Origin of the sequence: Pedomonas sp., from assembly GCF_036515995.1 — a bacterium.
GTDB lineage: Bacteria > Pseudomonadota > Alphaproteobacteria > Sphingomonadales > Sphingomonadaceae > Pedomonas.
In genome coordinates, this window is the sequence record NZ_DATBUP010000236.1 from 1 (window position 1) to 12,381 (window position 12,381).

Below are 12,381 nucleotides of genomic sequence, written 5' to 3' on the forward strand. Positions count from 1 at the left end.
GCCATGGTGTTCCGGAGCAGCTTATGAACCTGGGCGAGGGAGGTCGTCATCAGCTCGCGGGCCAGATCCTCGTTGCTGGTGCGCCCCAGCAGCTGCAGCCTGAGGCAGGCCTCAACGAACAGCAGGCGGGCCGCCAGGATCCAGAACGGCTCGGACGTGCCGCCATCGTGGGGCAGCAAGGCCTCGGCCGCGGCCGTAAAGTCCTCGCGTGTCCGGCACTCATGAAAGATCGTCCAGTAAGGGCAGCGGACGTCGAGCGGATTGAGCAGAACGTCGCGCTCCGCGTCATAGAAGGCCTCGATGTAGGCCCCGGTCAGATCGAACACCACCGCACGGTGTCCGCGCTCTCGCGCCTGATAGAGGAGGTCACGCAACACGGTCGTTTTGCCCGTCCCCGTCGTGCCGAAGATCATGCCGTGAGCCACTTCCTGCCCCCACGGGAAGGGGTAGCCGGCGAGGGCATACGGCCGGTAGAGGCCGGCCCGGTCGCGGGTCTTCAGGTCGGTCAGCAAGGTCTTCCACCACCACAGCCAGCCGATGATCTGACGATAGCTTTCAGCGCGTTTGCGAGCATTGAAGCGGGTCAGCTGATCGTCCAGTTCACGCCCGCTCACAAGCGTTGCGCCGCGGTCGTGATGCTCTGCCGGTGTTGACTGACCGAAGTGGCGGAACCACCACCACAGGCCGGTCACGAGCGGTGCGCCGATCAGGCTGCCCAGCGTCATGCCCGTAGTGATGGCCGCGAGCATCCGGCCCCAGGCGACGACGACCAGCGGGTGGCCAGACACCTGACCGACGGCCAACCGAATGGCATACCCGCCCGGGTCCGGCAGCACGGTCTCCTTTGCTGGATCCAGCTCCAGCCACATCCAGGCTTCGGCCTTCAGGCGCAGGAGAACCAAGGTCAGATCGTGCTGGGTCAGGGTGGCGCTGGCCTCCCAGTATATGCCGCCGGCAAGCGCCAGGGCGAACACAATGAGGAGGCCGGAGAGGCTCTTGCCGAACAACGCAATGCGATGGCGCATGAGCTCCGAGCCGCGTGTAAAATGCCACAGATCAGAGGTCATCGGCGGCCTCCTGCGGGTTCAGTTTGCGCTGCACTGCCTGGTATACCCGGGGCCGCAAGGTCTTGTCGGGATGGGTATCAAGCAGGGCATCAAGGGCGACGGCGACGAAGGTGATCTGTCGGCCAAGAATGGCCATCTGATCGCCGCCTGGCGCGGAGATCTCGCGCTCGACAAGCTGCTTGAGGTAGGCGCTGCTGGTCAGCCCGAGGCTGCGCGCCCGGCGCTTGAAATTGCTGGCCGTCTCGGGACGGACGTAGGTCGTCAGGGGAAAAGCCGTATAGTCTCCCATGCATCAACTCCGTGTGTTGACGCTGGTTGTCTCTCAAACGGCCAAGGGAGACGCTGATAATCTACATACTGTGCAGTAGATCTACAATATGGAAAAGATGATTATATTTCAGTTGGTTATGATAAAATACTGTAGGCTACTGTAGCACTGTAGATCTACAGTCCACTTCACATCTACAGTATTTCGGTATTAACTATCTGAAATCACAGTTGTTTTTTTGAGCAGTTCACTGCGTAGGGTGTGCCTACTGTAGCGCACTTGAGCCCGGCTGGTTCTGAGCGCTTGACGGGGATCAGGGGAACAGGGTTGGGGGACCGGCCTTGCCACAGGACGGGAGGCCGAGCTCGCGGCGATCGGGGTTCCAGTCGCCGCTGGCGGCGGCTCCAAGGGCGATCCGGCGCGCGGCAATAGCTTGCTGAAGACGCGCCCGCGCGGCAGACTATGGCATCCCTTGGCACGCACTTTTTGAGAAGGGGATGTGTGAATGGCACCCAATCGCACAGGCGTAAAAAAGGGAGCACTTGTGGCGCTGTCAGACGCCCGCAGGGCGCGGGCTGAGGCAGAAGCACGGGAGGCAGAGGCACGACAGATCGCGGCGCAGGAACTGGGGCTGTCGCTCCTGAAAACGGACGCAGGCGAAGCCGATCCAGCGGCTCTGGAGGCGATTGTCGCGGCAGTCATCGGCCTTGGGAGTGAGGCGGCATTGTCCCGCCTGACTGCTGGTCAATCCGGAGAGCAACCGCGCTCATAATCTCTGCGGCGGCGTTGACCGCCTGTCTTCTCGCGCGCCGTCCGGACGGCCGCCAGGCCGGACGGACGGCGCGCGCAGACTATACAAAAAAAGCCCCGCCGTTGGGCACGGCAGGGCGAGGGAGGTCGCGCTCGGAAAGGTCTAGGCGCTTCGCCTGAACTTGCTCATGGACTGCTGCACTGGGGCTTGATCGGCACTGTTGATCGTGTGCACCGGTACGCCCCGCTTGGAAAGCTTGGTGTACAGGTCGACCTGCACTTGGCTGCCTTCGCACAGGACGGCCTCGACGATGGTTTTCAGGGCCAGCATTCGGTCATTGCGGCGGTAGCCGGCGCGACGACCATCGCGGTTGAAGTTCGGCCGAAAGGCCACGACATGGACACCGTTTCTTCGTGCCCATGCAAGGGCGATGGCATCAACGCCGCTGTCTTGACCAGTGGTGGCAAGCACCATGTTCGGGATGCGCTCTTTGATGGGATCAAGGGCGCGGTGAATGATATCTGCGTCGTGCCAGACGGTCCCGCCGGAGGCGATGACGATGGGCCCTTGCGGGGCTACGGCGTCTTGCTGTTTTTGGCGTATTGCGCGCAAATAATCATTCGCATCGATCAGGCTGGCGGTGTTTTTCGCATGAAGGATGCTGGCGCGTTTGGTGGTGACAAAGGCGCGTCCGGTTTCGGCTTCCCATGCGGCAATGGCGCGGTCACGCATGGCGCAGGCGACGTTATAGACCTCCTCCAGTGACTGGCAAAGGGTGGTCTGGTCCTCGAGTTCAACGGTCGCCACTTCGCTGCCGTCGTTATCCTCGTGAAGATCTCGCAACCGGTCGGTCGCACTGTGCCACTCCCCCCGCGAGCGGTCAGCCGCGTTGACGAACGCAAGGATGATGCCGGTTGTCAGTTTGGGCGCTGCGGGCTCCATGCGCGTGTCGCGGAATACGTCGAAAAGGGTTGCGATGACGAGGTCGACGGCGCGAGCGGCGGTGTCCGCATCGGGCATGGGCAGGCTGTTGGCCTCCTCGGCAATCGTGACGCGAGACCGGGGCGTGAGTTCGTCAAATGCCGCTTGGAACGCGGGGCTGATATCGCTGACTGCATGGCATGGTTGTGCTGCATCTTCATCTTGCAAGCTATCGGTGTCTGTGATGTAATCTTCCTTGTCCATGACGGGCTCCAAAGCATGTCAGGATATGGGGGGACAGGATGTGATCTATCCTGTTCCCCCGCTGCGTTTAGAGACGGGGCTTATTTACCCGATTGGTTGGTCTTCAGAACGGGCTCTCATCCCGCTCTCGTGAGCCGTCATGTCCTGCAAAGCCGTTCGGTGTCGGCCCATTGAAGCCATGCCCGGATGATCTGCCAAAGCTCGATTGAGAAAACCCGCCAACGCCCGTGCTTGGACCGAGAGCCGTTGGACGCTGCTGAGCAAAGCCACGGCGCTGCGGGCGCTGATAGGCCCCCTGCTGGGACTGTGCGCTAGTGTTTGCGGGCATTGGCGGGTTGTAGCGAAGAGCCCACGGGCTGACAGGGTCGCTGGGGTCCAGAGGTGCAATTTTGAAGGGAACGTTCAGGCCGTTAGGATCTTCCAGGCGGCCGAGGAAATAGGGGCCCTCGCCTTCTGCTTCCGGTTGCATCAGGGTGGCAGAGCCGATCGGGAACAGCACACCTGTGCGGGGGGAAGGTGTGGACACCGTCCAGACTTCGTTCATATTGCGGCTCGTATGTGAGTAGTTGAGCTCGACATGATGAAGCTCGATCTCAAGGGAGATATAAGACCCGATGTAGCTTGTGTCTGATGTTTTATAGAAGCAGTTCGGCTGACGGTTTTCAGTATTGGTCATTGTCTTGATCCTTTCCTAGCTTGTTCCTCGTTTTTGTCTTCCCGGCCTTCTTACCGGGACAAGTTATTTATACTATAATCGACGATTACTTGCTATCGCATTGTTTTATTGACAAAAATTGCATCATTCATGGTGGGCCTGAGCCATAATGTGCCGACGTGCCCGGCCGCGGCGTTCGGCTTGTCCGAACCCCGGCCGGACCAGCACGGCGATAAGCGCAAAGGACATGGCGCCGCCTCTGGCGGCGCCGCCGTTGCGAACTGAGCAGAAGGCAAGAGCAGGGCGCTGTTGCATCACTCACGGAGCCGCCCTCGCCAAGGAAGCAGGGCCGCACGCGTCTGGGCTGGGCAACGGACGTTGCGCTGCCCCCTACGCAGCCCCGGACAGCGCCGGGCCGCCTGCTCTGACCGCAAACAAGGGTGCGGCCCGGCGCTGTCCGCTGGGCGAAGTTGGGGGGAGGCAGCCGTTGCTCAGACCTTCGCGCGTGTGGCACGTCGCGACCATGGCGAGGGTGGCTCCGTGGGTGGTGTGGCAGCCTTGTGCCGCAGGCATCCCTGTGGCCGGCAGGCCACGCGATCGACGCGGCATCCGAGGAACGCCTGTTTGAGGGGATGATGCGCGGGTGCAGCTGGTTTGCACCAGGGATGCCTGCCGAATGGTCGAGACCCGCGCCAGCGGGGCTCGATCCGAGCTGGCGGGGCGTTAGCCCGGCCAGCGAAGGACGGCAGCCCGGTGCCTGGCCGTAGGCCAGGCAGGTGCCCCATCCAACGGCTGCTCTGGGGCCTACCTGACAGTTTTATTTTCGGCCTGTCGGTTGCGCACAGCCACGAATGGATGGGAGAGAGTGGGGGGTGTGGCCACTCCCTCCCAAGGGCTGCCGATCGGAGACAAACCCCGGGTGAATATGGCTGCCGTCGGGAAACAGGGCAACAGGTCCCGGTGGCGGAGCGCTGCGTCACATTGGCTACGCCGTGCAGGACGTCCGGACCGAAGACGGCGGACGCAATGTCGTGGGGGAGAGCAGCGGAGACAACTGCTCTCCCCCGGGAGGACAGCCAATGCCCATGGGATGGGGGTCGGAAGGCTTTGGCCGTCTGACCACGACAGGACGGAAGTCTGGAGGTGGGGAAGGGCCACCAGACCGTCAGCTGTCGTGGCTTGCTCGATCGAATGTGAGCGGGGTGGCGGGTAAAGCGGGGCGCGGGATTTTGAGAGGTCCGACCGACCGTGGGCAGCAACCCTCTTGCCGTTATCTTCCTCCCGCTTTCCCTCTCCCCCCTTCTCTTTGGGCACCGGGACGGGTCAGTTGATCGTCGGTTTTATGTCCTCGACAAGGCAGGCGAGCGCCCGGGCGAGCCGGCCGCCGTAGTGCGGGCGGTCCGTTGTCATAATAGGATGGCGCAAGTTGAATTGGTCGACAGCAAACACTGTCCAGGTATGAGAGCTTCCTTCCTCTGTTTTACCGATTGGGCTGGTGTCCGTATCGGAACTTGAGCTCTCGAACGCTTCAATAGATTCAACGCAGGCGTACTGTTGCGGACGGAGGATTAGATCGAGCAGGCGGAAGACATGTAGGGAGATGTCGGGCTTGCCGGCCGAGAGCCCGAGATCCTCATGGGGCTCGCGGCGGTGCTGCGGTGTCGGCAGTCCCTTATCGTGGCATAGCTGGAGATGTGTCGCCTCCAAGAAGCCGCCTGGCGTCATTGAGGCCGCCGACTGTGCAGGATCTTCCGGATGGGGACGAAGTATAAGCCACTCCAGTTGCGCCATTGACTGAGCAACAGCGACGCGCGCCACCGGGGCGTATGAGATGCTCTCCCAAGCTTTTGCGGCGTCGTTCCCGATGTAAAGCACTTGATCGTTGGCCTCGCAGATGAGGGCATAGCCGGCGTTGACGGCGTGTTTCATGAGCTGAAGGGGAAGGTTCGACAGCATGATGGTCTCCGCTGACGGTTTGGCGAATGGGTTGAATGGATGAGGGGTCTTTTCGCCTCAGCTGGCCGACGGCGTGCCTTGCAGCAGATCCGCGACCTTGACTTGCGTAAGCTGCTCGAGGGTTTTCTGAGACATGCTCAGCGTGTGGCCGAGTTTGCGCTCCAGCGTGACGTATTTGGCATACAGCTCCGGCATCAGACGAGCCGCGGTTGTGAGATCGCTGACTGATGCCATGATGCAGAAGCAACAGGACAGACGGCTCATGCCAGCTGCATAGGCCCAATGAGGGCACTGGCCAGCCTTTGCGATGATGCTGAACACCTCGTCGGTCGCCATGGAGTGGATTGGGAGCCAGTCGTACCATTCACGCCCCGCAACGCTGTTCCGGGAGATCAGGCGCAGGGTCTGGCGTCGTGCGCGAGAAGAGGACTCTTCGGCTCGCAGCCCCATGCAGTTGACAACGACGCCGCTGAATTCGGGTCTTGCGCGCAGATAACGGCGGATTTCTCGCTCGATCGGCCCTCGTTTAAGATCGGAGGTGCATTGGCGTTGCTGAGGGGAGGGGAAGCGTCCGCGCCGTTCGACCATTTCCAAAAAGCTGCGCTGCGCTCGGGCAACGATGATGGGCAGGTCTCCGGCGGTTGCCTGGATATGCTCAAGCGTTCCCGGCCAATGAACGTCTCCGAGGTCTGCATGCACGATGGCAAGCTGTTCGCGGGGTACGACCTGCCGTACCTGAAGCGTCATTGCCTGGCTGTCCTTGCCTCCCGAATGGCTGAGAGCAAACAGTGCACCGCGGCTGATCAGTGTCTGAATAGCCGCCAGATCACACAGCATATCGGGCATCCCGATGTCCCTGATCGCGGTCCGGCGTGGTCCATAAGTCAGCCAGCACCTGCGCAACATGGGCTGCCAATCTCTCGCAGAACGTCTCGATAATTGGATGGCGTTTGCCATCGTGTGTCTCGCCGTAGACAATCCAGAAGTCTGGCCTCTCCTGGTTGTCCGTCTCGCGGTAAAGTTCGCCAAACGGGAACAGAATGTGCAGGCTGACCGGCTGGGTTATGTACCGTTGATAACATCGGGTTTGGCTGAAGATCTCTGCAAGTGCCGTGGCATGCACGAAGCGGATCTTGCGCCTTAGTGTGGCAGCATCAGGATTGCTGGCGCGAGGAACGAGAGTGGCGGACAGGCCTTGCGGACGAGCGAGATGCTGTATTACCCGGGCGAAGTTCGCACTGATCACGGTTCCAGTCTCCTTGCGGCTTGGTGATGCACCTGACATCGCGGTCGGCATTTGTGACGCGCTCACTGGTCAGCCGACCACCTGCACCAATCTCTTTCCTCCTTCCCCTTCCTTTTCGGCTGCATGACGCATGGGCACGGCTGTGCTCGGCCGCTTGCCTTGACCTGTTCCGGCTGACGGCACGTCGCTCCGCGCCTGCTCAGCCGCGGCAGGATCGATAGGCGGATGAAGCCAGGTCGCGAGAATATTTTGGGACTATGTTGGCGTCTGTCTGGCATGGGCGCGGCTGGGCTACCGCCGGCATCCGTTCCGCTTGCCTATGCTCGGCCAACCCGCATGTTTACACGTAGGACGTGACAACCCGCGAGACCTCGAACTCCTCGCTTCCGGGAACAAGCTTCTGGATATCTTCGCCGACGACGAGGCGGTATTGCTGGAGCGGGCTGCCGACGTAAAGGATGACAACCGGTTTCTGGTCCTTGTCGTGGATCTGCCGGGCAAGGCGGTCGGCGCGGTTGTAATCGGTAAGGCGCTGCCGCTTGCTTGACAACAGCGGGTCATGCGCACCCGGCTCCAAATTACGAATAGCGAACATATGCTTACTCCTCAGTCAAACAGTCTTTTCCTATCGCCTACGCCTCGTTCCGCCCGCTTATGGCGGGCTGGGACGAGCTGTCCGGTTGGCCCGGATCGAGAGTGTCGTGGTCATTGCTGAACCCGAACAGCTGCACGTAGGGGCAGTGCCAGGTCAGTCGCGCAGGTTGATTTGCCAGCAGCTCACACGTTGCGCGTGCCTTGGCCAGGTTGAGATGCGTCATCAGCCTTGGCGGGCATGTGTGAAGCGCTGATTTGGCGGCCTTGAACAGAACATCACTGATCCCGGGGTAATCATTGCGCACTGACTTACACGTGCGCCGCCAGTACCGGGAAAGGGATGCTTTGCGCAGCGTGGCCTGGTATCCGATGCGGGCAACGTGCTCCGCCGGAATTGCATCGAGGGCCCACCAGAAGTTCAGGATCACCTGTCCAGCATCGCCCGTGTAATGGCAAAGATCGGTCAGAACCTGGCTCGGCGAGATAAATGGGCTGCAACTGGCACTCACCCGCACTAGTGCAGCGTGGGTCCAGCTGATGCCGAGGAATCCAGCAACACGACGGTCCATCTCGAGCTGCTCATGGAAGTCCATCCAGCAATCAGCGTGGCGTTGAACGGCCTGACATGCGGCGGGGTATGGATTGCTGTCCACCGCATGTTCCGCTTGGCGAGGGTATGCCTCTGGGCGCGACTGGATTGGATGATCTGGACACCATGGAGCACCCGTGTTTGGGGGGGGCTTCGGACAAGTTCTAGAGGCGACATCGTGTGTTGGCATGATCCGGGTCTCTTCACGTCATGGGGCACGAATGCCCACCACTCCCGGAGCGTTGGGCTCGCCGGGCGCGTGTTGGTGCAGCACTGGCTTCAAGGGTGCGGCTTCCATATCCAGCCGCGGGCTTAACGCTTTAGCGCTCAGGTGACTGCGCCAGGTCTCCGAGCGTCACCTGCGCGATGTATCGCGACTGCAGACGGTGCAATTGGCACAGGGGTAATCTTGGCACACATGTCGTTCTCCCGTGACGGGGCTGTTCCTAATACGACATCAACGTGCAAGGCGAGAACATATTTAACAAACGCTCAAGAAACATTCAATCAAAATCGATAAAATGCCGCAATAGGCAAATAATTATGATGCTCTACCACATGTCACCAAAGCCAATATCTAAGCTCCTCCGAGGTTTTAAAGCGCTCAATGGTTCTAAGATCCCGCATTTAGTTCGTTGTCATAGCAGCTGATCTTGAAATATCTCCGCTTGCCCGGGACATCAAAACCTCAACATCGTGTTCTCCGCACAGGTCGTTGTCAGGCCCCAAACATCGAAAGCTGCTACGGCGGCCTCAGGAATCGCATGTGCTGATCCGGTGCGTTTGGCGCTACCTTCGTACTTCCCTCGAGGGCTGCTTTGGCACCAGCTGAGATCACGACTGTGCCAAAAGGTCCGTTGAATGGGTCTCTGCCCAGGGCATCGTTGAGCATGCGTATGCGCACAGTGCACTGCTCAGCTGCGATCAGGCTCTCGGCCACCCTTTCTCCTTGATCTCGGAGGATGCAGCAAAACGTCAGGGACGGCTCTCGCCACACCGTAAGATTATGATGCCTGCGGGTTTGCTTGCTGACGGATCACATCGTTCCAGTCGTTCCAGGGTGGCGGCGGGTAACAAATCTCGATGACCCGGCCGGGCTGTTGGTAGGCTGCTTTAGCACGTGCCACGGCTCTGCGGCCGGCGGCGTCGTTGTCAGCAAACAGGATGAGGTGCGTGACCAGGTCAGGAATTGCGAGCTGGTGCAATCGGCCGCTCGAGCCTGCCGCCCAGACAGAGCATTGATGCAGTTGGTGGGCAGCAAGGGCGGTCTCCAAACCCTCGGCTAACCCCAGCCTTGTGTTTGCAGGTCCGGCGTGCATAGCCCCGGCGCCAGGCGGATTGGTTACCATTCGCCTCGGCTCATGAGGGATCAGGCAGTGTCGGTCCGCATCAAGGTACATGCGTGTCAGGGCTGTGATTTGCCCGTCCGGGAGTTGAAAGGGGGCTAAAAGGGCCGGATACCACTTGCCACTGGGACGATGATGGCAGCGTGACAAGTAGCGTAGCGCCGTGCCCTCCGGCGCCGAGAGGCCGCGGCTGCGCAAATAGGCCTCGGCTGGCGAGCCTTGCAGCGGCTTTGCCCGTTCCCAGAGTGCCCGGCACCACTGTGCGGAAGTGGACGGAACAGAGCGTCGTTGGGGTATTTCCCACCTTTGCGATAAAGGCCTCGCTTGTGTGTGGGGCCGCAGGGCGGCCAGGACATCGCTGCGCTTGCACCCTGCGTGACAGGTAAAGAGCAGGGCCTTGCGCCCGACACGCACACTGAGGGACAGATTCCGGTCATCGTGCGAGGGGCACCGGCACATACCATGGTCCGTGGACCACGTGCCGTGCAGAGCCTCACAGAGAGCCCGGCCTTGATGGTACAGCTTGGAGCGGTCTGACGCACTCATGCGGGAGCCCCTCGGCATTCCTCGCGGCAAGGTGGTAAGGGCTACGTTGACTTGCCGCCAGGCCGACTTCCTGCTGGCGGAATGTCATCGAGCGATGAGAAGCCAAAAAGGCTCAGATAGTTGAGCTCGATCGGCTCCGGTGCTCCTGCAGCGATAATTTCAAGCGTCGCGTGGTGCTTTGCGATGACGCATGCGGTAAGGAGATCAGCAGCCGGCTTGTGTCCGACTTCGACTGTGGCCTGCCCGGCCCAGTAGAAATGATCTGGCAAGCATCTGCTCGCGATCTGAGCTGTGCGGATCCAGTTTTGTCGCCACTCGGCCGATGCATCGTTAACTGCCTTACCAATCGGCCGCCAATGCTCGTACTCCAGGGTGTCAAGATGAAACCAAAAGTCACGAAGGCTTGGAGCGGTCACTCCAAAGAGGGATAGGTTCCGGTCAAGGTAAGCAATGCCGCTGAAGCAGGTGGCCCAGTCAGAAATCCTGATCAAGGCGCAGTGCGTGCGGCTCAAGCCAAGGGTCTCGGAGGCAATCCGATCGACACACTGAATCGTATGGGCCCTTAGTTCGTCGATATCAAAGCCGCATTCCGCGAGTGCAAGCCAAAGCGTAGCGGAATGTCCTTGATCGACCAGTGTGAAGAACTCTGATTCCTGCCTGATGCGTGCGGAAACAGCCTGTTGGATCTCCGTCAGCGGTTTCATGGTATGCCTCTCGGAAACGAAGGCTTCCGCCAGGGCGAGGGCACGCGAAAAATCCGCGCACGCCAGCCATGAGCAACGCGGCCGCGATCTGGAATCGGGCCTTTGCAATGACAGGCATGAAATCGGCTAATCGGAGCGGCCGGCTGTGCCCCTGGCGCAAACGCCTTCGAAGGTGGGGGATGGCGAAGACCGGTGTCAGGCCACGACCGGCGAAGCCCCACGCTAACGCTTTAGCGTGGGCACGGACCTTGCGCCCGACGATCTTCCACCCTTCCTTCCCCCCTTCGCTTCCAGGCGGCGCGAGCGGAGGTAGAACGAAAAATTAACAGTGAGACAGAACGTGTATTGATCGATGATGCCTAAGTAATAAAGGTGGAACCCGCCCCTGGCAGGAGCGGCGGGCTCCAGTACTGTGACAGTGAATGGCTGTGACATTCACTGTATTTTATGCCCTCAAATTATTATCACTATGGGGAAATTCAACGCTACGTTAGTTGCCTCGCACGCATGACTGGAGTCTAGCGCGAATTAGGTACGCAATTCGTACCGAGCAACCAGCCACACCTGCTAATTTCCACGTTTACTGAGGCATGGGAAGAGCAAAAATGCGGTTGTGCACAGATACACGACAAGTGCTAAATCTCCGAACAAAGCTAGAACTTTTTGAAGTATTACTATGATTATTAGTAAAGTATTATTTGTATACCTTTTGACTTTTAGACTCAGGTACTCTGCTTAACGGACACTCTTTTGTCTTAGCTTCAGCTTCGCCGTTTTAGAGCCAAACAAGGCAAGCTATACGGCAGTCACGGACGCATCGGTGGTAGCTGCAAGTCCCCTTTCCGGCGCGCCGTCGACAGAGCTTTAGCCCGCCTTACTCATGATGCGGGTGGATTGGCACGTTTGGACATTGCAGGTTCCAGCTGGGCGTACGCCGCCATTTGAGTCTATTTCGCCGCGTTGGTCTGGCTCGATATCCGGACGGTTGCGGACGTGTCGGGCTTAAAGTGGCTGTGTGCCGTGTCGGCCATGAGGAGTGTACTCCTTCGCCTTGTCCGCTTGGACCACGCAACCGCAGAGCACGATCGTGTGCTCGTCCAGCAGCCCGAGATGCCCGCTTCACTCTTTGGCCGCGTTGCAGCAGGGTTAAGGAAGGCCGGCCTGGTGCCACCGCGGCTGCCGAGGATGAATGTTTCTTAAAGCCGGCTCGCGGGGCAAAAGAAAAGGCCCCACGGCTTGCACTCCGCAGGGCCTTCTGAGAGGCAGCAATACGCACCTTCGAGTTAGTCTTTATATATTGCAAACGTCCGTGATGGGCAAGGTATCTTTGTCCAGCCTGCCTTCTTCAGAAGTGGAGCAAAATATGGAAGCGATGAGAACTGCTGCGGAGACTATCCGCGAGCGGCGTTTGTCCCTGCAGTTTAGAGAAGACACTGTTTCGGCTAGATAGAGATGTCACGGTTTTAGTGCTCGA

General features: G+C 59.9%; 12 protein-coding genes. 1 reads left to right on the forward strand and 11 read right to left on the reverse strand.

The features are described 5' to 3' along the window. Together VIG90_RS17200 and VIG90_RS17205 are read right to left on the reverse strand one after the other, a co-directional pair. On the reverse strand, nt 1-1,067 hold a 1,067-nt coding region (locus VIG90_RS17200; protein WP_331594753.1), incomplete at its 3' end, for a type IV secretion system DNA-binding domain-containing protein. Further along, nucleotides 1,057-1,356: a hypothetical protein gene (locus tag VIG90_RS17205; RefSeq protein ID WP_331594754.1), complete on the reverse strand. Its 300-nt coding sequence runs from the start codon at nt 1,354-1,356 to the stop codon at nt 1,057-1,059. The genes VIG90_RS17205 and VIG90_RS17200, both read right to left, overlap by 11 nt. A gap of 484 nt (nt 1,357-1,840) precedes the next feature. On the opposite strand from VIG90_RS17205, the gene VIG90_RS17210 reads away from it, so the two are divergent. Further along, on the forward strand, nt 1,841-2,107 hold the full coding sequence (locus VIG90_RS17210) for a DUF6437 family protein (RefSeq protein ID WP_331594755.1): 267 nt from the start codon (nt 1,841-1,843) through the stop codon (nt 2,105-2,107). Between the two features lie 141 nt (nt 2,108-2,248). Here VIG90_RS17210 and VIG90_RS17215 read toward each other — a convergent pair whose 3' ends face one another. From VIG90_RS17215 to VIG90_RS17250, 9 genes are all read right to left on the reverse strand, one after another. After that, nucleotides 2,249-3,271 (reverse strand): DUF2493 domain-containing protein, encoded by a 1,023-nt coding sequence (locus VIG90_RS17215; protein ID WP_331594756.1) that lies wholly within the window; start codon nt 3,269-3,271, stop codon nt 2,249-2,251. A 103-nt stretch (nt 3,272-3,374) separates the two neighbouring features. Beyond that, complete coding sequence (locus VIG90_RS17220) at nt 3,375-3,947, reverse strand: hypothetical protein (RefSeq protein ID WP_331594757.1); 573 nt, start codon at nt 3,945-3,947, stop codon at nt 3,375-3,377. Between the two features lie 1,302 nt (nt 3,948-5,249). Further along, nucleotides 5,250-5,882 carry a hypothetical protein gene (locus VIG90_RS17225; protein WP_331594758.1) on the reverse strand — a complete coding sequence of 211 codons (633 nt, stop codon included), beginning with the start codon at nt 5,880-5,882 and terminating at the stop codon, nt 5,250-5,252. Between the two features lie 57 nt (nt 5,883-5,939). After that, nucleotides 5,940-6,728: a phosphoadenosine phosphosulfate reductase family protein gene (locus tag VIG90_RS17230; protein ID WP_331594759.1), complete on the reverse strand. Its 789-nt coding sequence runs from the start codon at nt 6,726-6,728 to the stop codon at nt 5,940-5,942. Further along, the gene (locus tag VIG90_RS17235; RefSeq protein ID WP_331594760.1) at nt 6,709-7,128 is read right to left on the reverse strand and encodes a hypothetical protein; all 420 of its coding nucleotides are present in this window, start codon (nt 7,126-7,128) and stop codon (nt 6,709-6,711) included. The genes VIG90_RS17230 and VIG90_RS17235 overlap by 20 nt, the downstream gene beginning before the upstream one ends. A 340-nt stretch (nt 7,129-7,468) precedes the next feature. Beyond that, the gene (locus tag VIG90_RS17240) at nt 7,469-7,723 is read right to left on the reverse strand and encodes a hypothetical protein (RefSeq protein WP_331594761.1); all 255 of its coding nucleotides are present in this window, start codon (nt 7,721-7,723) and stop codon (nt 7,469-7,471) included. A gap of 37 nt (nt 7,724-7,760) precedes the next feature. Next, on the reverse strand, nt 7,761-8,315 hold the full coding sequence (locus VIG90_RS17245; protein ID WP_331594762.1) for a hypothetical protein: 555 nt from the start codon (nt 8,313-8,315) through the stop codon (nt 7,761-7,763). 1,000 nt (nt 8,316-9,315) lie between these two features. Next, nucleotides 9,316-10,221: a DUF7146 domain-containing protein gene (locus VIG90_RS19920; protein WP_414695521.1), complete on the reverse strand. Its 906-nt coding sequence runs from the start codon at nt 10,219-10,221 to the stop codon at nt 9,316-9,318. Nucleotides 10,222-10,244: 23 nt separating this feature from the next. Then, complete coding sequence (locus VIG90_RS17250; RefSeq protein ID WP_331594763.1) at nt 10,245-10,907, reverse strand: hypothetical protein; 663 nt, start codon at nt 10,905-10,907, stop codon at nt 10,245-10,247. Nucleotides 10,908-12,381 lie beyond the last annotated feature (1,474 nt).